Genomic DNA, 16407 nt, shown 5'->3' with positions numbered 1-16407 from the left:
GCATCAACCCTTCAGTCCGGTCGAGGCGACGCCCTCGATGAAGTAGCGCTGGCCGAGCAGGAAGATGACCGCGACGGGCAGCACGGACAGCACCGAGCCCGTCATGATCAGCGCGTACTCGGCGTTGTACTGGGAGATGAAGGTGTTCAGCCCCAACTGGACGGTGCGCAGCTCCGGGCTGCGCAGGTAGATCAGTGGGCCGAGGTAGTCGTTCCAGGTGGTCGTGAACGTCAGCAGGGCCAGGCTGGCCAGCGCCGGCCGGGACAACGGCAGAATGATCCGTCGGTAGATGCCGTACTCGCTGAGCCCGTCGACCCGCGCCGCTTCGCTGAGCTCCTCGGGGATCGTCTCGTAGAACTGCTTCATCAGGAACACGCCGATCGCGCCAAATGCCTGGATCGCAACGATCGACCACAGCGTGTTCGACAGGTGCAGCTTCGACATGAGGATGAACTGCGGGATCATGTACGACTGCCAGGGCACCGCGATCGTCCCGACGTACGCCAGGAAGAGCAGGTTGCGGCCGGGGAAGCGGACGCGGGCGAAGCCGTAAGCCGCGAAGCTGCCGGTGAACACCTGTAGGAAGGTGACGATCACCGACAGCAGCAGGGTGTTCCCCAACCACGTCGTCAGGTCCGAGCGCTGCCAGATGTCGACGTAGTTCCGCCACACCACGGGATCGGGCAGCCAGGTGATCGGGATGGTGAAGACGTCGTTGTTGGTCTTCAATGACGCCACCACCATCCAGAAGAACGGCAGCAGCAGCCCGGCCGCCGCGAGCACGAGAGCGGCGTACCCGACGAGCCGCCCGCCCCGGGACCGGACCGGTCGGCGGGGGGCGATGCGATTGCCGGGCGCGGCGATGGCCGGGACGGGCGTGGCGAGGTCGGTAGCGGTCATCAGCTGTTCCTCCGCTTGTTGACCATGAACTGGATGACCGTGATGCCGAAGCAGATGGCGAACAGGACGATGGAGACCGCCGAGGCGTAGCCGAACTGGTTCTCCTCGAAGCCCTTCTGGTAGATGTACTGCGAGAGCACAAGTGTCGATTGGCCCGGTCCGCCGCCGGTCATCACGAGGATCAGGTCGAAGACCTTGAAGCTTTCGATGGTGAGCAGCACCGTGACGAAGAAGGTCGTGGTTCGTAAGCCGGGGAGGGTCACGTGCACGAACCGCTGCCACGGTGTGGCGCCGTCGGTCTCCGCCGCCTCGTAGAGCTGGGACGGGATGGTCTGCAGGCCGGCCAGGAACAGCAGCATGTAATAGCCCATGTAGCGCCAGGTGCCGACGATGATGACCGCCGGCATCGACCAGGTCGCCGACGCGGTCCAGCCCGGCGGATCGTCCACCCCGACGGCACCGAGGAGAGCGTTGATCGGGCCGTACTCCGGACTGAAGAGCTGGTTCCACACGACCGCGATCGCCACGATCGAGGTGATGTAGGGGAAGAAGGCGATGGTACGGAAGAACCGTACGCCGCGCAGTTTGCGGTTGAGGAGCAGCGCCAGCCCGAGTGCTGCCGCGAGGGTCAGCGGGATGTGGAAGACGGCGTAGTAGACGGTGTTGCGCAGTGCCGTCCAGAAGCTCGCGTCATCCCACATTCGCCGGAAGTTGGCGGTGCCGGTCCACTCGGCCACCCCGAAGACGTTCCAGTTGGTGAAGGCCACGTAGAACAGCACGACGACGGGTAGCAGGGTGAGCGCGGCGAAGCCGATGAAGTTGGGAAGGATGAACGACCACCCGGCGACCGTGTTGCGCGACACCAGCCGCCGGTTCCTGGGTGTCGTACGCGGCAATGTTGCCATAGGGAGTCTCCGGAAGCGTTCAGCATGGCGGCGGGACCGGCGTGCGGCTCAGGCGCGCCGGTCCCGCCATCAGCTCACTGGTTGAGGACTTCGTTCTTGGCGCGGGTCTGCGCCTTGCTCAGCTCCCCGTCGACACCCTTGCTGTCGGAGAGGATCGCCGAGTGCGTCTCGTTGAGCAGGTTCTGCAGGCCGGCGGTGTGCTTCGACACCGGGTTCTCCGGCTTGACGGTGTGCTTGGCGTAGGCGAACTTCGACAGGTCGTCCTGCGGTACACCGTCCAGCCCGAACAGCGTCGCGGTGACCGCGTCGGTGATCTGGGCCGGGGTGATGCCGATCCCGGCCAGGGCCTTGCCGGCATCCGTGCCGGCCGCGTACTGGAGGAACGCCTTGGCCGCGGCGGTCTTGGACTTGCTGATCTTCGGGTTGATCCCCAACCCGGTTGGGTCACCGAAGGTGACAGGTGTGGCGGAGGTGCCGGTAGTGGACTTGTCGAACTGCGGTGCCGGTGCGATTCCCCACTGGAACGTGTCGGCGTCACCGCTCTTTCGCTGGTTGAGCAGCGTGGCCACGTACCAGGTGCCCATCAGCAGCATCGCCGACTGCTGCTTGCCGAACTGCGCCTGGTAGGTGAGTTTGTTGGTCTTCGCGGTGCCGAAGGTCGGCTGCGCGCCGGCCGCCTGCAGGTCCAGTGACCGCTCGTAGTACGGCTTCAGGTAGCCGAAGTCCCCGGAGAGCAGGTCCGCGTTGGGGGTCTGGGCGAGCGCGAATCCCTGCACTGTCGACTGGAAGGTGTGCTGGTACGCGCCTGTCGCGTTCGAGCCGGCCGCCTTCAGTCCGGTATGCAGTCGCTTCGTCGCGTCGGTGTAGTCGTCCCAGGTCCAACTGCCGTCCGGCGGCGCCACCTTCGCCTTCGCGAACAGATCCTTGTTGTAGAACAACACCCACGAATCCTGCCGGTACGGCACCGCGTACGCCTTGCCGTCCACCTGGTACGACGCGAGCGCCGGGACCGAGCCGAGATCGGAGGTGACGTCGGAGACGTCGAGCAGCTGACCACCGCTCTGGTACGTGTAGAAGTTCTTGAGGTTCTTCATGACGTAGACGTCCGGGGCGGTGCCGGCGGCCAGGTCCGTGATCATCTGGGTGTCGTAGTCGTTGCCTGGGGCGTACTCCTTGAGCTCCACCGTCACGTTCGGGTGGGTCGCCTTGAACCCGTCCGCGAGCGTCTTGAACTCCGGCGTGGACGACAGGCTCCAGCCGGCCAGGGTGATGGTCACCGGGGCGTTGGGGTCGACTGGCTCGTCTCCGCCCCCGCAACCGGCGAGAACAAGCGTCAGGGCCGTCGCAGCGCTGATGACGGCCGGTATCGCACGCTTCATCCCTTTCTCCTTAGGTCAAGGGGCCCGGACGGGCCCGCACTGCTACCAGGACGCCTGGGTGGGCCTGGCATGCTCCGTGTCCAGACGGGTCGACGTGCTGATCCCGTCGGGCCAGTCGACCGCCAGGTGGAGGCCGCGGCCTTCCTCGTCGACCACGGCCTGGCATGCCTGCCCGGCCGTGGCCACCGGCACCTTGGACAACTCGGTGCAGGTGGCGACCCATGCGCCCGGCCGGACGGGGTGGTCCAGCCAGGGCACCACCAGCCCGCCGGCCAGGGGCCCGCCGTGCGGAACGGCGGTGACGCCGGCCGTTCCGCCGCCGTGAACGCTGTCGAGCCGGCTGGTCAGGCCGGCCCCGGTCACGACCGCCACACCACCGGCGGCGGTGGCCGTCGCATCCCCGGCAATGGCCCAGCCGCCGATCCGTAGCCGCAGCGCAACCGCCTCGACGCCGTCGGCGAGGCCGTCAACGCGGGTCAGACGCAGCTCCCAGGGGCCGCGGACCAGCGAGTACACCGTGAGGTGCCCGGCCGGTCGGGACTGGCCCAGGAGGCCGCCGCCGTGATCGCGCTGACCCGGATCCGGGTCGACCCAGTGGGCGAGGGCACGTGACCCGGCCACACCCACGCCGTTGGTGTCGACGTGGACGGTCAGCAGGCGCATGCCGGCGCGGTGGGTGGCCCGACCCGCGTCGTCGACGAGAGTGACTGACTGGTCGAGCGGACTGGCCCAGCCGCCGTCGTCGAGGACCGGGGTGGTGGCTGTGGAGTAGCCCAGTCGGGCGTAGAGCGGGGAATCTGAGACGGCGGCACCCTCGACGGCGTGGTCGGTGCCGTGGTTGACGACGCGGACGATGCCGTCGGCACGGGTGCCGGAGACCAGCCAGCCGGGCGCGGGTATCGCCCGCAGCGTGTCCTGCTCCTGCACCGGCAGGGGCTCCTCGGGGATCGTCCAGACCGGATGGTCGGCGGGTAGCGCGATGCCGAGTAGGCCCTTGCTGGCCCAGTACGGCGAGCCCGGCCCGGAGTACGACTGCGCGAGTCGCGGCCACGGCCCGTGCCAGCCGACGGTGAGCAGGCCCCGTTCGTCCAGGGCGCCGTTGGCGACGAAGTGGCGCACGATGCGGGTGGCCGCGCCGCGCAACCGGCCGAGGCTGACCGAGGGCACGCCGGCGATGGCGCCGACCCAGAACGGCGCCGCCGCGGCGAAGCGGTAGGTCAGGCTTCGCCCCTGGATCAACGGCGATCCGTCAGCGCCCACGAGCGCGACCGCGTCGGCGAGGAAGCGGTCGAGGCCGGCAAGGTCCCGCTCGCGGCGCTGCTCGGCGAGGTCGGCGGCGCCGGCCATCCGGGCCCACAGCGTCGGGTAGAGGTGCAGGGCCCAGCCCACATAGTGGTCGTAGGCGCGGTCCGGCCCGTCGGACATCCAGCCGTCCCCGCGGACGAAGCCGTCGTGCGTACGCAGGTCCTCGTTCATCTCGTCGAGCGAGTGCGGCCCGCCCACCGAACGCAGGAACGTCTGAACGACCAGTCGGAACCAGACCCAGTTGATCCGCGGGTACGTGTCGTCGCCGACCGCCGGGCGCAGATAGTCCACCACCCGCTCCCGCACAGCGGACGGCAACCGGTCCCAGATCCACGGGCGGGTCAGGTCCAGGACCAGCGCGATGGAGGCAGCCTCCACCTTGGCCTGGGGGTGCTCGTCCAGGCGCACCCAGCGGTCCGGAGAACTCGGGTCGGTGCCAGCGGCGATGCCGGCCGCGTACCTGTCAACAAGTTCGTCCACGCCCACGCCCTGGGCACCCGCGATGCGGAAGCCGGCCAGCAGGAAGGTGCGGGCGAACCCCTCCAGGCCGTCGACGGCCCGTCCGTAACCGCCCTGCGGCCCGGGAAGCGTGACGAGGGCGTGCCCGGGCGACGCGAACGGCCGGGCGGCGGCGAGCATCCGATCGGCGAGGGTCAACCAGTCATCCCGGTGCCAGGTCGCGGCGGCGGGGGCACAGGGGTTCGTCCCCGGTGCCAGCCGGCCGGCCGTCCCGAACGTCATCCGAGGTCCTGTCGCATCGAGCCGTCTCCGTGGAATGTGGCGAGCGGGGCGTTGCCCATGAATGTGACGTACAGACATCCGCCGGGTTTCCGAAGTAAAACGCTCACAACAGAGCAAGTCAATGCCGTCCGCAAACCAATGCGGCCATAACCGATCATGAGAGCGCACAACCCCACTTCAACGTGCCAAGCGCTCTGATACGATCACAATCGCTCATAGCCGCTCTACCGTCCGAGGAGTCATGACCGTCGCAGACCGCCTCGCGGACCCGCTGGCTGCGGTGTGGCACGGTCACCGGACGGAACCGCCGGCACGGGTGCTCACGTCGCCGGACGACGCCGGAGGCCTCGACCCAGCGCCGTGCGCCGCGACGACCCGGCGGAGCACGACTCCTATGCTCTTCGACAGATGGGGCGATCAGCCGATCCGGCTCGCGATCAACGTCACCGCGTTCGACCCGGCCGGCGAGTTCGTCCGCACCCTGCAAGAGCTCCCGCCGCACGAAGCGTTCCCCGGAGGTCCCCCATGACCAAGGACAGTCCTGTCGTCGCCACGACGGAGGGCTCCCGGGGGCCGCTTCAGGTCGCCCGCCGCCAGCAACTGTTGGCAGCCCTGCAACGGGACGGCTCGATGCGCATCTCTGACCTGTCCCACGTACTGGGCGCCGCGCCCGTCACCATCCGGCGCGACATCGCGGAGCTGGCCGCCGAGGGGTTGGTTCGCCGCGTCCACGGTGGGGTCTCCCTGATCCTGCCGGACGACGCCCCGGCAGCAGACGAGGCACCTGCCGCCGGCCTGGACCCGCTGGTCGGGCGCGCCCTCGGCATGCTCGTGCCCTCGTTGGACTACTACTGGCCGGACGTGGCTCGCGGCGTCGAGGGGGCAGCCCGCGAGCTCGACATGCGCGTGGTGCTGCGCGGCTCCTCCTACGACACCGAGGACGACCAGCCGCAACTGGCCCGCCTCGTGGAGCGGATGGGCGTCGACGCGCTCATCATCGCGCCGAGCATGGACGCCCCGAGCGCCGAGCGCACCATCGAATGGCTCGACCAGGTCGGCCTCCCGGTCGTCCTGCTGGAACGCACCGCTTCGGTAGGCAGCCACCACGCGGTCATGGAGTCGGTGGTCACCGACCACGCACTCGGTGCAGCCATGGCGGTACGCCACCTCACCTCGCTCGGACACCGCAAGGTCGGCCTGGTGCTCGACGCCGACAGCCCCACCAGCCAGCACGTACGGCGCGGCTGGCTCGACGCCACGACCGAGTGCGGCCTCGATTCGGACGCCACGGTGGTGGCTGTGGTGCCCGACGCACGGTCACCGGAGCGCGACACCGTCCTCAACGACGTCCTCGACCGGTGCCAGGCGACCGGGACGACGGCACTGCTGGTGCACGCCGACGCCGAGGCCATCGCGCTGGTGCAGCACTGCGAGGAGCGGCACCTTTCCGTTCCCGGCGACCTCTCCATCGTGGCGTACGACGACGAGGTCGCCGGTCTCTTCAGCCCGCCGCTGACCGCGGTCCGACCGCCGCGACGCTCGATCGGACGGGCCGCCGTGCGTCTCGTCGCCGACCGGCTCGTCGATCCCGACCGCCCCACTCACCGGATCGTCATCAGCCCGTCACTGCGGATCCGGGAGTCGACCGCGCCCCCACCCGTGTAGGCGGTAGCCCCCGGTCCGGAACGTTCAGACAGGGCAAGCCAGGGTGATCTGGACCGTTCACCTGGCGCGGGCGGGTCGGCACGTGAGCGCATCGCTACTTGAGTCAGCGAATCCAGAGGGAAGAGTCCGTGCCCGCGTGCGAAGTCCCGTCACCGGCACCGCGCCGACGTCTGCGCCGGACCGATCCGCCTCGCTTGTGGCCGACCGCCCGCGCAGGCTCCTCACCGAAGTGCCACGCACCACCGTCAAACCGATCGCCCGGTTCAAGGTGCGTAAGCCGGAGCCCCACGACAGCGAACGGGCGGTCAGGTCGAGTCGGAGGTCACCGTAGGGGCGGCCTCCGCATGGCGTCACACGGTGCGGGCTCTGGAGCAGGCCGCGCGTTCCCTACCGGACCCGCCCGACGACCTTACGGAACTGGTTCGGCGGGCCGATGAGACTCGTGACGGCTTCTACCGCGCCGCGCGGGGCAGCCTCGGTGTCCGCGGCGGCACCGTTGACCAGGTGCGGCGGCCAGCCGAAAATCGTGTGCTGGCCATTCGCCTCTAACGCAGGTCCATGACACGAGCACTTCGCGGCAGATCCGGACGGTGGCCAGCGAACCCGGCTGCCGCTCTGTCGATGCCTGTGACACGGTGCAGATCCCCGCCCCCACTCCGAGCGCCCAGATGACGATCTACTTCTACGGTGCCGACGAGGTTCCGTACGGCTGCTTCTCCAACTTCTCCGGCCACGGCTTCGACCTCGACGCCCACTGGTGGACGACCTCCGAGCACTATTTCCAGGCCCAGAAGTTCCCCGGTACCCGCCACGCCGAACTCATCCGTCGGACGGCGACCCCGTTGCGGGCCGCCGAGCTGGGCCGGCGACCGGTCCCGGCCGCTGCGCCGTGTTCGGGTCCGACTCGCGAACTCCTTGACGCCCACCTCGTCGCCCAGCAGCCGGACGCGGCCTACACGCTCACCGATCTGGGCCGTGGCGCCTACCAGGCATTGCGTCCGCTTGTTCGCTGGTCCGAAGCGTGGGCCTCAGCCCTGAGCGAGGACGGCGAGAACTGAACCGCGAAGCATCACCTCTGGCGCTTCGGAAATCGAATCGCTACTGTGCTTCTGAATCCGAAGCCCTGGAGGGTGGCCATGGCTCGCATCTCGACGCTCGAACCGCCGTTCGCGCCGGACGTGGCGGCACAACTCGCCACGATGATGCCGGTCGGGATGCCTCCCATCGGCCTGTTCCGGACGTTCGCCAAGAATTTGCCGATGACCACCGCGATGAGCAACTGGGGCAGGTACGAACTCGGCCGTGACCTGACCCGACCCTGACACTCCGCGAGCGGGAGATTGTCATCCTGCGCACCTGCGCGCGCTGCGGCTGCGAATACGAGTGGGGCGTCCATGTGATGGTCTTCGCCGACCGGGCCGGACTCACGCCGGCCGAGGTCACCTCGCTCACCTGCGGTTCCCCTGACGATCCGAGCTGGACGGCCGGCCGCGAAGCCACACTCATCCGGATGGTGGATGCCCTGCACGACTCGTCCGACGTCGACGACGAACTGTGGCGATGCGCGCAGGAACTGCTCGACGAGCGGCAACTGCTCGACGTGCTCCTCCTGTGCGGGTGGTACCACGCGATCTGCTTCGCCGCCCGCACCGCACGCGTCGACCTCGAGCGCGGCGCTCCCCGCTTCGCCGACATCACGGCCGCCTGATGGCTGGCCCACCTATGGCAGTGGTGAACGCCTGCACCCGCGACGGCCAAGGCGGCAGCCCCACCGCGGTCATGATCGACGACGCTACCCTCACCGACGACGACCGGCACGCCATCACCTGTAGGACCGGCACCTCCCACACCGCGTTCATCGACACCAGCACAGCGGACACGCCCACGGTGCGCTTCTTCATTAGCGCCGGGGAACTCACGAACTGCGGCCATGGCACCATCGCCGCGGCAAGCCGTCCTGCTGCACCGCAGCTCGTCGTTGGCACCGACCACGCCGTCTCCGCGAGGCCGTTGTTCTCAACCGCCGGTCCCACCGCGATGTCGCCGAACTGTCCGGCAATCTCATCGCTCTCCGCATGCTTAACTGGCTGGGACCAGATCCACGTCTCCACGCATCGTTCGCTCACCCAACCCGCTCGTCTGCGCCCAGCATGAGCAGTTGCTCAGCGCGATCGAGCAGGGCCACGACGACGACGCCGAGCGCATCGCCCACGAACACATCCTCGATGCGTACGACAACACCGGCCAGGAAGGCTGAGCGCATGGCACGAGCGCACCACTACTCCACTGTCGTCACCTGGACCGGCAACCGCGGCACGGGCACCAGCGGCTACCGCGACTACGGCCGCGACCACGAGGTGAGCACGGCCGGTCCCGCCTCGATCGCCGGCAGCTCCGACCTGGCGTTCCGTGGTGACAAGTCCCGATGGAACCCGGAACAACTTCTCCTCGCCGCACTCTCCCAGTGCCACATGCTGTCCTACCTGCACACGTGCGCCGACGCCGGCGTCGTCGTCACCGGATACGTTGACCGGGCCGCTGGCGTGATGATCGAAAACGCTGGAACGGGGCAATTCACCGAGGCCGTACTACGACCCGAGGTCACCGTCGCATCGCCGGACATGGCCGAGGCAGCCAGCCGACTGCACGACGTCGCACACCACAACTGCTTCATCGCCAACTCGGTCAACTTCCCCGTACGCCACGAGCCGAACGTGACCGTCGTCGGTGCCTCGGCAGTACCTGCCACGTAACCGGCCCGGCGCGCCATCGGACACGCCGACCTGGCAACTGTGCAACGCACGCTCACGCAGGGGGCCAATGCTCGCTATGAGCGTCGCCGACGAGAACGATAACCTCGTGCATGGAGACCAATGTGGCGCTGGCCGGCGGCGTTATCACCGCCAAATGCCCAATGTTGAGTGCCCTCTTCTGCCGCGATTCGACCACTATGCAGGGTTGCGGTTGTCTCGAGAGGCGCAGGCGCAGGCGTACGGCCCGAAGCGTTCCGGCAGGTCACGCCACGGCGCACCTGTGCGCAGCTTCCACAGGATCCCAATGATGACCTGCCGGTGATCCCGCCACCGCCCCCTCGAACCGCCCGGCTCGGGAAGTAGCGGCGCGATCAACGCCCACGCCTCATCGGTCAACTCACCACGACGTACCACCGGCACATCGTCAACGATCAACCACTACAAGATCGGCAGGACACGCCCTAGAAGAGTGCACCGGCCCGCGTCGGTCTGCCGCCTCAGCGAGGATTGCGTCATGGCACACCTACCCGAGGACGTTCGGGCATCGCTGCGCTTCTTCGCCTTCTACCTGGCGAACGGCACTCTCGTCCTGGACCTGCTCGAGGACTTCGATTACCGACCAGTCGTCATGGCGCACGGATCAGGGCTGGAGCAGGTGTTCGCCATCTTTGCCAACGTCCTGGACGTCAACGAGGCTGGCGAGGTGACCAACTACGGCGATGCGGAGTATCGAGCCGCCCAGTGGATCCGTCGCTGCTGCGACGACAGCTACGAGGTGGATCCTCCATTCGCCGAGTGGGAACTCGAGCTGCCGCTATAGACATCGCGGGTTGTGAAAGATCCGCCCCCTGCGTATCCAACTCGGCCCGTACGAGTACCAGCCGGCCCCCAAGCACAGACTGAGCGCCGGTGTCGCAAGGACCGTTGCTTCGAGAGATGACCTGCGACACCATGATCGCGATGAGTAAGCACCTCGACTGGATGAACCGCTACACCGCCGGCGAACACGATTGGGTATGGCATGAGTTGCGGCAGCTTGGCAGCCGCGTCCGTGAGCCAGCCTTCGCCCCGGAGGCGCAAGCGGTGTGCGACGAGATGGCCCGTCGAGCCCGAAACAACATCGAGACACTTGTCGCCCGCCTGCACGAGCAGAGCTACCGATTCCACCGGAACGACAACGACCAGACTCCGACGGAGCCCTACACGCCCCCGGTGCCGGGGCGGAGGACCACCTTCACTGGCTGGAGCAGCGCCTCGGCCAATCATGGGCGAGCGAGCGGCGTACCCGAGCGACCTGACCGACGAGCAGTGGGCGGTGGTCGGACCGTTCCTGCAGGTGTGGAAGGACCGGCATCCGTCGGTGTCGGGGCATCAGGGCCGTTACCAGCTGCGGGAGATCGTGAACGCGATCTTCTACCAGGACCGGTCCTTCGGTGTCGGATGGCCGACTGGTGGCTTCACCAGGGGCGGGATCCGTATCGCATGGCAACCGCGTCCGCCAACGCTTCGTCGAAGCAACGCACGAGGTTGTTCATGAAGCTTCGCCACGACCTGACTCCGTCCAGATGCAGAATGCCGGGCGTTGTGCCTCGATGCACGATCTCGCCTCTGATGTCGTTGACGAGCGAGGTCAGCTCGACTTGGACTTTCGTGGCGTCGTACTGCTGCCAATTGACCGCATCAAGGATGTTCTCGATACCCAGAACGTTCTTGATTAGATCGTTCACCTGGCGGGCGGCCGCGTTGCTGAAGGTGCCAATCTCGTAGCTCAGACGCTTCCGAACGACGTCGAGCCAGCCGTCGCCGATGACAGCCCAGGCGGATTTCTCTGCCTTGTTAGCTACAGCCACTCTCAACAAGGGCGATAGCAGGGTTGGATCAGCGGTGATCTCTGGAATGACGTGGTTCATCGCCTCGCTGAGGACTTGCTCAACGTAGTTCTCCCAGGCAGTCACGAGCAGAACAAGCGCGGATCGCAGCAGCGGGCCGTTGTCTCCCTTCGGCCGGCCGGGGGATCCGGAACCGCTGTGTAGCGTCAGCAGGGCGTCGACATCCTGCTCCAGCTTCTCGAAGACCAAGGTTGCGTTCGATGACATCGCCAGAACCTAATCGAGAAGGCGGCGGGCCGTGACCCCACCCACATCCTCTTGCAGCGGTTCTCGCCGGCCCGTCACAGGTGCGGCTGGATCGTCGGCAACGGCGGCCGCCCACAGCGGCAGGAGGAACGGACGTGACGTCCCGTAGCGCACCCCGTCGACCAGGTAGAACGGCGCCGTCTCCGGCCTGAGTAGGCGATGGGCTCAGGCTTTAGGGGCCACGCGGACGACGCTCGCTCCGCCTACGACTCCGCCATCCTCTCGTACGGCGAAGATCAGGTTGTAAGACCCGGGCGGGGCGTCCCTCGCGATGGGAATGACGCTGACCGGTCGTTCGCCCGCCGCACCGGATGGCCACACCGGCTGGGCCTCGAACGTCACCTCTCCGAGAGCGGGCCGAACTGTACCCCCGGCAGCGCTCTTCAGTTCGCTGACGTCCCCGTATGGGCCAGTCAGACGCGCGGTCAGCTCGACCTGTGTCGGCTTCACGGCGGGGTCGGTCCCCGGCTTGACGATCCAGTGAACCGTCATTTCCTGGCCAGGCTGGTACACCTTGTCCACATCCTCGCCATCGCAACACGTGTAGGTCGCAGGGGTGCCTGCGGTGGTGGACCGTCCGGAGCCGCAACCCGATATGACCAGCAAGGCCAGGCAGGCAACGGCCGCCACAGACCGGCACGTTTTCATGAGCATGAGCGTAAGCATTGTCCTCGAACGTCTGCGGACAGACCTGCCCCCGCCAGCATCCAGTTGATGGGCCGGCGTTGATGTGAACGCTCAAGAGTCTCGACGCCCCGCCGAATAGCCGCCGGCCCGATAGCCGATCTGCCGCCGCCAGGCGTCCCTGTCCATGACAGACGTACGCTGTCACTCGGCGGGCAACTGCCTCTACCTGCTGCTACACCGCGGCAATCGGGTAGCCAATCGTGGCGATGTCTTGCCGCAGTTCGGCAACGGTGAGTTGAGGGTTCAGCGCCTGTAGCACGCTATCGGTGAGGGGCCGGTTGGCGACGACGTGCTCGACCGCCGCCCGATCCACCTCGATCTCGTAGTAGTCGCTGGCGAACTCGACGAAACGGTCAACGATGTCGTCAAGCAGGATCTCGAGCATGGCGGACCCGTCCAGCCCAGTGTTGTCGTAGGGCCCAGGAAGTGGCGGGAAGACGATCCCATCACCAGCATGCCAGCGGTCGTCACCGGCCAGCCGCCACAGCACCGCAGTAGCGATGAACTGCCCGGCTTCGTCGCAGAACGCAGGTTCCTCGATCTGCGGACGCAGCTCCACGGGCAGGCCGTCGAGCAGGCCCGGCCACAGCTCGTACTCTGGATCGCCGAAGGGCGACATCGCCGACTCGTGATCGAAGACCCGGATGAACACGCCGTCGGGGGTGAACACGACGGCCCACTCATCGCCGCTGCCGTTGCTCATCAGCGCCGCCTCGTCGGTGCCCCAGTCACGGGTGTAGGCGTAGTACGCGGCCCCGCCGTCAATGATGCATTCCAGCAGGGCCAATGCCTTACCCCGCTGCCGCAGCCGGTCGATGGAAGGCAGTCTGGCGGCGATGTCGTACGCGGTCACCGGGTGACCCTACTGGGGCGGCCAGACAGCGATTCGGCAGGTCCCGAGCTGCCAGGTTCGACGCCCACGAAGGTTCACGCCGCATTTTCACGCAGTTCGTGGAGCGGATCTTCGGTCAGACGTGGTGGGCAGGATTGAGCGGGCCAGGTTCGTCGTCGGCGTTGCCCACGAGCCGCCATACCGGCACGTCCGGGCTGTTTCCGTTGATCCGGTCCCGGGCGCAGGTGGCGACGGTGAGCGCGGCCAGGGAGTCGGCGACACGGTGATCGTGACGGGCGGCGTCGACGAGCTTGGCGTGGAAGTTGCGTTCACGTTCCCGGCTCGGCAGGGAGAACAGCAGGATGTGGCCGGGTCCGCCGTCCATTCGTAGACGCCAGCAGGGGTCCAGCTTGTCGCGTAGACACGGGTGGTCTTCAGTGGCACGGTCGTACTCAGGCCAGGAGCCGACGTTGTTGCGGCCGTTGGTCCAGACGCCGTGTGCGTCGGGGCGTACTCGTTCCCCGTCACGGATGGCGTCCATCAGCCTCGACTCAGCCCGGTCGCGCCAGTGCGAGGCCAACTGTCCCGCGATGCCCACCGGGCCGCCGCCTGCACCGATGCGCCTTCTAGCCGCGTCTCGGCGATGATGTTGGCGTCGTCGGCGTCGATCACCCCGATCGCCACCGCGCGGGCCAGAACGAACTCGGGATGGTCCCACGGCTGCAGCGGGGTACGCGGCCCGGGCGGCTCACTGTCGAAAGGTTCGGTGGTGACGTCGGCGTATCGCACCTTCAGACCCGCCCGCCCAGCAGCATCGAGCAAGCAAGCGAAAGAGGATCCCGGTTGGTCGACGTCCACCCGGCGCATCAGACGGTCCCAGAAGGTCCCCAGAATCTCCGCGTCGATATCATCGCTGTCGCCACGGTAACCCCGCGCCAGCCACCGGCCAAGGCCCGCAGGCCGGGCATCGCGAGGCCGACGGCCCCCAACCCCCAGCCAGGGCCGTCTTTGCGCGAGCGGACGACGCGTTCCCGCCAGATCAGGTTGCGTACCTCTCGGGAAGTGTCCCGGTCGAGGAGGTACCGCTTCAGCTCGTACAGGGACATCAGGCGGTCCGGGCAGCCGTCGAACTGGAGAGTCGTGGGCGGGTGGACGAGCAGGTCGAAGGCGCGCTGGGCGAAGTCCAGCGGAGATTCGGCCACTCGGAGAAGGAAGGCATCGCGATACTCCCGGTGTGCGGCGGGCTGCCGCCAGCTGCGGTAGCTCTCGAAGCTCATCCACATCCTTCCAGCCTGCCCATGGGACAAAGCCATCTCAGATGTCACCTATCGGTGCAGCAGACCCCTTTGATGCGTTACAAGATGGGTTCACTTGAAGCGTCATACTTACGCGGCTGAGGCACAAACCCAGATCGACAGTCGTGCCTACGATCGCAACGTGAACCCGACCCGTCGCAGGCAGTTCGATCACCTCGGTACCGCCAGGCGCGAGCTCCTCTCCTGGGCAGCTGCCAACGAGGTACCGCTTATGCGCGTGGAGTTCGTCGTCCCGTTTGTCCCGACCGACTCCGACACGGCGGTGTGGCTGTTCTTCGACACCCACGCCAACGTGGCACGCTGCGCCAGCAACGGCGTCACGGCAAGACTCGAACAAGAATTCCGGACGATCCTCACCCGTAGCGGATATCCCGCCGAATGGCTCGCCGGTACCTCGTTCTACGTTGACTCCCACGAGAACGTTGAACGCAACTACAAAGGTAGCTACTTCTACCGCCTGCGGTAGAAGTAGCACCCGCGCTGCAGCCGCCGTCAGGCGCGCACAACCGAGATCGTGGAGCCGGACCTCGCCCGCTGACCTACGCCACGTACGAGACGCTGAGCCGCCTCTACATCGTTAGGGGCCTCAGCTCCAAGCGACTCGACGGACGGCTGTCAGTACGAGACGTTCAGGCCTAGCTCAACAAGGTCGCGAAGACCTGCCAGTGCTGCGCGGCTGGCCGGTGCTGCCAGGACCTTCCTGCGGCTCGCACCATCAAGGAAATCCGCGCCGCCCTCCGCTCGGCACTCTCTCAGGCCGAAGTGAGTAGCGGAAGGAAATCATCGGCGGAGCGGTGCAGTCGCAGGAGATACCCGGACCCGGTCGGGGCAGGGCGGTCGAGGACGAACTCCTCGACTCCCGCAGTCTGGTGCTGGTGGATGCGGTCCGCGACGGCACCCGGGTCGCCGAGCAGGGTGGTTGCTTCAGGATCGTCCTGGCGGCTTGCGGAATCGACCGTGGTGGAGATGCGCAGGGAGATCCCGAGGTGTCGCTCCGGAGCGAGCCGGGTCAGCTCCGTCCGGGCTTGACTATGCGGGCCGACGACACCGCCGAGCGGGTACGGGCTGACGGCGATGGCGTGCCAGCGTCGCCGTAGCGCGCTGCCCGATTCAACGCCCCCGACTGCCGCCCCCGACGACAATCGGGATACCACCCGGCCGGGCCGGTATTGGCGAGAAAATGATGCCGCGTCTGCTGCGCCAACTCGGCGCGCAGCGCACTGCGGTTCGACCCGGGCGACCGGCGTTCCTGCCCGCGCCGGCTCCGCGCAACGCGGTGCGGCGGCGGCTGTTGCTGGTCCGTCCAGACGCGATCCTTCACTGGCGCAGGCGATTCCGGCCCCGCGCCGCCGTGCGGTTTTCCCGGCCGAAGCGCCCGGATCGCAGTTCCTAGCCAGGCGCCAGCTGCCGGAACAGCTCCCCTTCCTCAACAAGCCGATAGAGGCGCAGGGGAGATCACGCCCAAGTTCTCCGAAATCGCCCGCCGTCAGGAAGTCCAGCAGCGACCACACCACGCCGATGCAGTACGTCTACCAGGTAATTCATGGCGGAGGCAACCAAGATCGGCTCGCAGGTCACCCGAGTTAAGGATTCCAGCAGCGCCCCACACGCCACCACATCGAGCCAAACAATAGATTGAGGGTTTCCGCAAGTCACTGACCTGCGGAAACCCTCACGCTGTCGGGACGGCCGGATTCGAACCGACGACCCCTTGACCCCCAGTCAAGTGCGCTACCAAGCTGCGCCACGTCCCGCCCCGCGCGGTTTCCCCCGCGGCAGCCGGTACAGC

General features: G+C 67.3%; 19 protein-coding genes, 1 tRNA gene and 4 pseudogenes. 12 read left to right on the top strand and 12 right to left on the bottom strand.

Translation table 11 applies throughout. The annotated features are described in order from the left end of the window. Window positions 1–3: 3 nt before the first annotated feature. From ABZU43_RS22705 to ABZU43_RS22690, 4 genes are all read right to left on the bottom strand, one after another. Window positions 4–900, bottom strand: a complete 897-nt coding sequence (locus ABZU43_RS22705) for a carbohydrate ABC transporter permease (RefSeq protein ID WP_355008474.1) — start codon at window positions 898–900, stop codon at window positions 4–6. Beyond that, entirely contained in the window at window positions 900–1805 is a 906-nt protein-coding gene (locus tag ABZU43_RS22700; protein WP_355008473.1) for a sugar ABC transporter permease, read from the bottom strand. Before ABZU43_RS22700 ends, ABZU43_RS22705 begins: the two co-directional genes overlap by 1 nt. A 74-nt stretch (window positions 1806–1879) precedes the next feature. Beyond that, on the bottom strand, window positions 1880–3184 hold the full coding sequence (locus tag ABZU43_RS22695) for an extracellular solute-binding protein (protein WP_355008472.1): 1305 nt from the start codon (window positions 3182–3184) through the stop codon (window positions 1880–1882). 42 nt (window positions 3185–3226) lie between these two features. Then, complete coding sequence (locus tag ABZU43_RS22690; protein ID WP_355008471.1) at window positions 3227–5230, bottom strand: DUF2264 domain-containing protein; 2004 nt, start codon at window positions 5228–5230, stop codon at window positions 3227–3229. Between the two features lie 241 nt (window positions 5231–5471). On the opposite strand from ABZU43_RS22690, the gene ABZU43_RS22685 reads away from it, so the two are divergent. From ABZU43_RS22685 to ABZU43_RS22650, 8 genes and pseudogenes are all read left to right on the top strand, one after another. Next, on the top strand, window positions 5472–5759 hold the full coding sequence (locus tag ABZU43_RS22685; protein ID WP_355008470.1) for a hypothetical protein: 288 nt from the start codon (window positions 5472–5474) through the stop codon (window positions 5757–5759). Continuing rightward, window positions 5756–6895 (top strand): substrate-binding domain-containing protein, encoded by a 1140-nt coding sequence (locus ABZU43_RS22680; protein ID WP_355008469.1) that lies wholly within the window; start codon window positions 5756–5758, stop codon window positions 6893–6895. The genes ABZU43_RS22685 and ABZU43_RS22680 overlap by 4 nt, the downstream gene beginning before the upstream one ends. 668 nt (window positions 6896–7563) lie before the next feature. Further along, window positions 7564–7953 (top strand): NADAR family protein, encoded by a 390-nt coding sequence (locus tag ABZU43_RS22675; RefSeq protein WP_355008468.1) that lies wholly within the window; start codon window positions 7564–7566, stop codon window positions 7951–7953. Between the two features lie 78 nt (window positions 7954–8031). Further along, complete coding sequence (locus ABZU43_RS22670; protein ID WP_355008467.1) at window positions 8032–8217, top strand: hypothetical protein; 186 nt, start codon at window positions 8032–8034, stop codon at window positions 8215–8217. After that, a pseudogene (locus tag ABZU43_RS22665) lies at window positions 8214–8276 on the top strand (carboxymuconolactone decarboxylase family protein); the annotation flags it as partial. The gene ABZU43_RS22670 and the pseudogene ABZU43_RS22665, both read left to right, overlap by 4 nt. Before the next feature lie 18 nt (window positions 8277–8294). After that, window positions 8295–8603, top strand: coding sequence for a hypothetical protein (locus tag ABZU43_RS22660; protein ID WP_355008466.1), 309 nt, complete (start codon window positions 8295–8297; stop codon window positions 8601–8603). 14 nt (window positions 8604–8617) lie between these two features. After that, window positions 8618–9049, top strand: coding sequence for a PhzF family phenazine biosynthesis protein (locus tag ABZU43_RS22655; protein ID WP_355008465.1), 432 nt, complete (start codon window positions 8618–8620; stop codon window positions 9047–9049). A 107-nt stretch (window positions 9050–9156) separates the two neighbouring features. Further along, the gene (locus ABZU43_RS22650; RefSeq protein WP_355008464.1) at window positions 9157–9648 is read left to right on the top strand and encodes an OsmC family protein; all 492 of its coding nucleotides are present in this window, start codon (window positions 9157–9159) and stop codon (window positions 9646–9648) included. 243 nt (window positions 9649–9891) lie between these two features. Here ABZU43_RS22650 and ABZU43_RS22645 read toward each other — a convergent pair. Further along, a pseudogene (locus ABZU43_RS22645) lies at window positions 9892–10080 on the bottom strand (transposase); the annotation flags it as partial. Window positions 10081–10162: 82 nt separating this feature from the next. Here ABZU43_RS22645 and ABZU43_RS22640 point away from each other — a divergent pair. Then, window positions 10163–10468 carry a hypothetical protein gene (locus tag ABZU43_RS22640; protein WP_355008463.1) on the top strand — a complete coding sequence of 102 codons (306 nt, stop codon included), beginning with the start codon at window positions 10163–10165 and terminating at the stop codon, window positions 10466–10468. 444 nt (window positions 10469–10912) lie between these two features. Further along, window positions 10913–11077, top strand: a pseudogene (locus ABZU43_RS22635) (transposase); the annotation flags it as partial. Between the two features lie 28 nt (window positions 11078–11105). Here ABZU43_RS22635 and ABZU43_RS22630 read toward each other — a convergent pair. From ABZU43_RS22630 to ABZU43_RS22610, 5 genes are all read right to left on the bottom strand, one after another. Then, window positions 11106–11744 carry a HEPN domain-containing protein gene (locus ABZU43_RS22630; protein WP_355008462.1) on the bottom strand — a complete coding sequence of 213 codons (639 nt, stop codon included), beginning with the start codon at window positions 11742–11744 and terminating at the stop codon, window positions 11106–11108. An 898-nt stretch (window positions 11745–12642) separates the two neighbouring features. Next, window positions 12643–13323 carry a hypothetical protein gene (locus ABZU43_RS22625; RefSeq protein WP_355008461.1) on the bottom strand — a complete coding sequence of 227 codons (681 nt, stop codon included), beginning with the start codon at window positions 13321–13323 and terminating at the stop codon, window positions 12643–12645. Window positions 13324–13438: 115 nt separating this feature from the next. Continuing rightward, entirely contained in the window at window positions 13439–13843 is a 405-nt protein-coding gene (locus tag ABZU43_RS22620; protein WP_355008460.1) for a hypothetical protein, read from the bottom strand. Continuing rightward, on the bottom strand, window positions 13843–14169 hold the full coding sequence (locus tag ABZU43_RS22615; protein ID WP_355008459.1) for a hypothetical protein: 327 nt from the start codon (window positions 14167–14169) through the stop codon (window positions 13843–13845). Before ABZU43_RS22615 ends, ABZU43_RS22620 begins: the two co-directional genes overlap by 1 nt. Beyond that, window positions 14169–14579, bottom strand: a complete 411-nt coding sequence (locus ABZU43_RS22610) for a hypothetical protein (RefSeq protein ID WP_355008458.1) — start codon at window positions 14577–14579, stop codon at window positions 14169–14171. Before ABZU43_RS22610 ends, ABZU43_RS22615 begins: the two co-directional genes overlap by 1 nt. Window positions 14580–14739: 160 nt before the next feature. Between ABZU43_RS22610 and ABZU43_RS22605 the strand changes: the two genes are divergently transcribed. Together ABZU43_RS22605 and ABZU43_RS22600 are read left to right on the top strand one after the other, a co-directional pair. Next, complete coding sequence (locus tag ABZU43_RS22605; protein ID WP_355008457.1) at window positions 14740–15084, top strand: hypothetical protein; 345 nt, start codon at window positions 14740–14742, stop codon at window positions 15082–15084. 42 nt (window positions 15085–15126) lie between these two features. Continuing rightward, window positions 15127–15383, top strand: a pseudogene (locus ABZU43_RS22600) (site-specific integrase); the annotation flags it as partial. On the opposite strand, the gene ABZU43_RS22595 reads toward ABZU43_RS22600, so the two are convergent. Beyond that, window positions 15371–15772, bottom strand: coding sequence for a hypothetical protein (locus ABZU43_RS22595; protein ID WP_355008456.1), 402 nt, complete (start codon window positions 15770–15772; stop codon window positions 15371–15373). The pseudogene ABZU43_RS22600 and the gene ABZU43_RS22595 sit on opposite strands and share 13 nt — an antisense overlap. 526 nt (window positions 15773–16298) lie before the next feature. After that, window positions 16299–16372: transfer RNA gene (locus ABZU43_RS22590), tRNA-Pro, on the bottom strand. Window positions 16373–16407 lie beyond the last annotated feature (35 nt).

The organism is Micromonospora sp. NPDC005205, assembly GCF_040608275.1.
In the GTDB taxonomy this organism is placed as follows: Bacteria; Actinomycetota; Actinomycetes; order Mycobacteriales; family Micromonosporaceae; genus Micromonospora.
The sequence above is the reverse complement of the archived record's forward strand: the minus strand, read 5'-3'. Positions and strand labels throughout refer to the sequence as shown.

Excerpts from the sequence above, each read along its gene's own strand:
- ABZU43_RS22705 (WP_355008474.1), bottom strand. The coding sequence starts at position 900 with ATGACCGCTACCGACCTCGCCACGCCCGTCCCGGCCATCGCCGCGCCC.
- ABZU43_RS22700 (WP_355008473.1), bottom strand. The coding sequence starts at position 1,805 with ATGGCAACATTGCCGCGTACGACACCCAGGAACCGGCGGCTGGTGTCG.
- ABZU43_RS22695 (WP_355008472.1), bottom strand. The coding sequence starts at position 3,184 with ATGAAGCGTGCGATACCGGCCGTCATCAGCGCTGCGACGGCCCTGACG.
- ABZU43_RS22690 (WP_355008471.1), bottom strand. The coding sequence starts at position 5,230 with ATGACGTTCGGGACGGCCGGCCGGCTGGCACCGGGGACGAACCCCTGT.
- ABZU43_RS22685 (WP_355008470.1), top strand. The coding sequence starts at position 5,472 with ATGACCGTCGCAGACCGCCTCGCGGACCCGCTGGCTGCGGTGTGGCAC.
- ABZU43_RS22680 (WP_355008469.1), top strand. The coding sequence starts at position 5,756 with ATGACCAAGGACAGTCCTGTCGTCGCCACGACGGAGGGCTCCCGGGGG.
- ABZU43_RS22675 (WP_355008468.1), top strand. The coding sequence starts at position 7,564 with ATGACGATCTACTTCTACGGTGCCGACGAGGTTCCGTACGGCTGCTTC.
- ABZU43_RS22670 (WP_355008467.1), top strand. The coding sequence starts at position 8,032 with ATGGCTCGCATCTCGACGCTCGAACCGCCGTTCGCGCCGGACGTGGCG.
- ABZU43_RS22660 (WP_355008466.1), top strand. The coding sequence starts at position 8,295 with ATGGTCTTCGCCGACCGGGCCGGACTCACGCCGGCCGAGGTCACCTCG.
- ABZU43_RS22655 (WP_355008465.1), top strand. The coding sequence starts at position 8,618 with ATGGCAGTGGTGAACGCCTGCACCCGCGACGGCCAAGGCGGCAGCCCC.
- ABZU43_RS22650 (WP_355008464.1), top strand. The coding sequence starts at position 9,157 with ATGGCACGAGCGCACCACTACTCCACTGTCGTCACCTGGACCGGCAAC.
- ABZU43_RS22640 (WP_355008463.1), top strand. The coding sequence starts at position 10,163 with ATGGCACACCTACCCGAGGACGTTCGGGCATCGCTGCGCTTCTTCGCC.
- ABZU43_RS22630 (WP_355008462.1), bottom strand. The coding sequence starts at position 11,744 with ATGTCATCGAACGCAACCTTGGTCTTCGAGAAGCTGGAGCAGGATGTC.
- ABZU43_RS22620 (WP_355008460.1), bottom strand. The coding sequence starts at position 13,843 with ATGGACGCCATCCGTGACGGGGAACGAGTACGCCCCGACGCACACGGC.
- ABZU43_RS22615 (WP_355008459.1), bottom strand. The coding sequence starts at position 14,169 with ATGCGCCGGGTGGACGTCGACCAACCGGGATCCTCTTTCGCTTGCTTG.
- ABZU43_RS22610 (WP_355008458.1), bottom strand. The coding sequence starts at position 14,579 with ATGAGCTTCGAGAGCTACCGCAGCTGGCGGCAGCCCGCCGCACACCGG.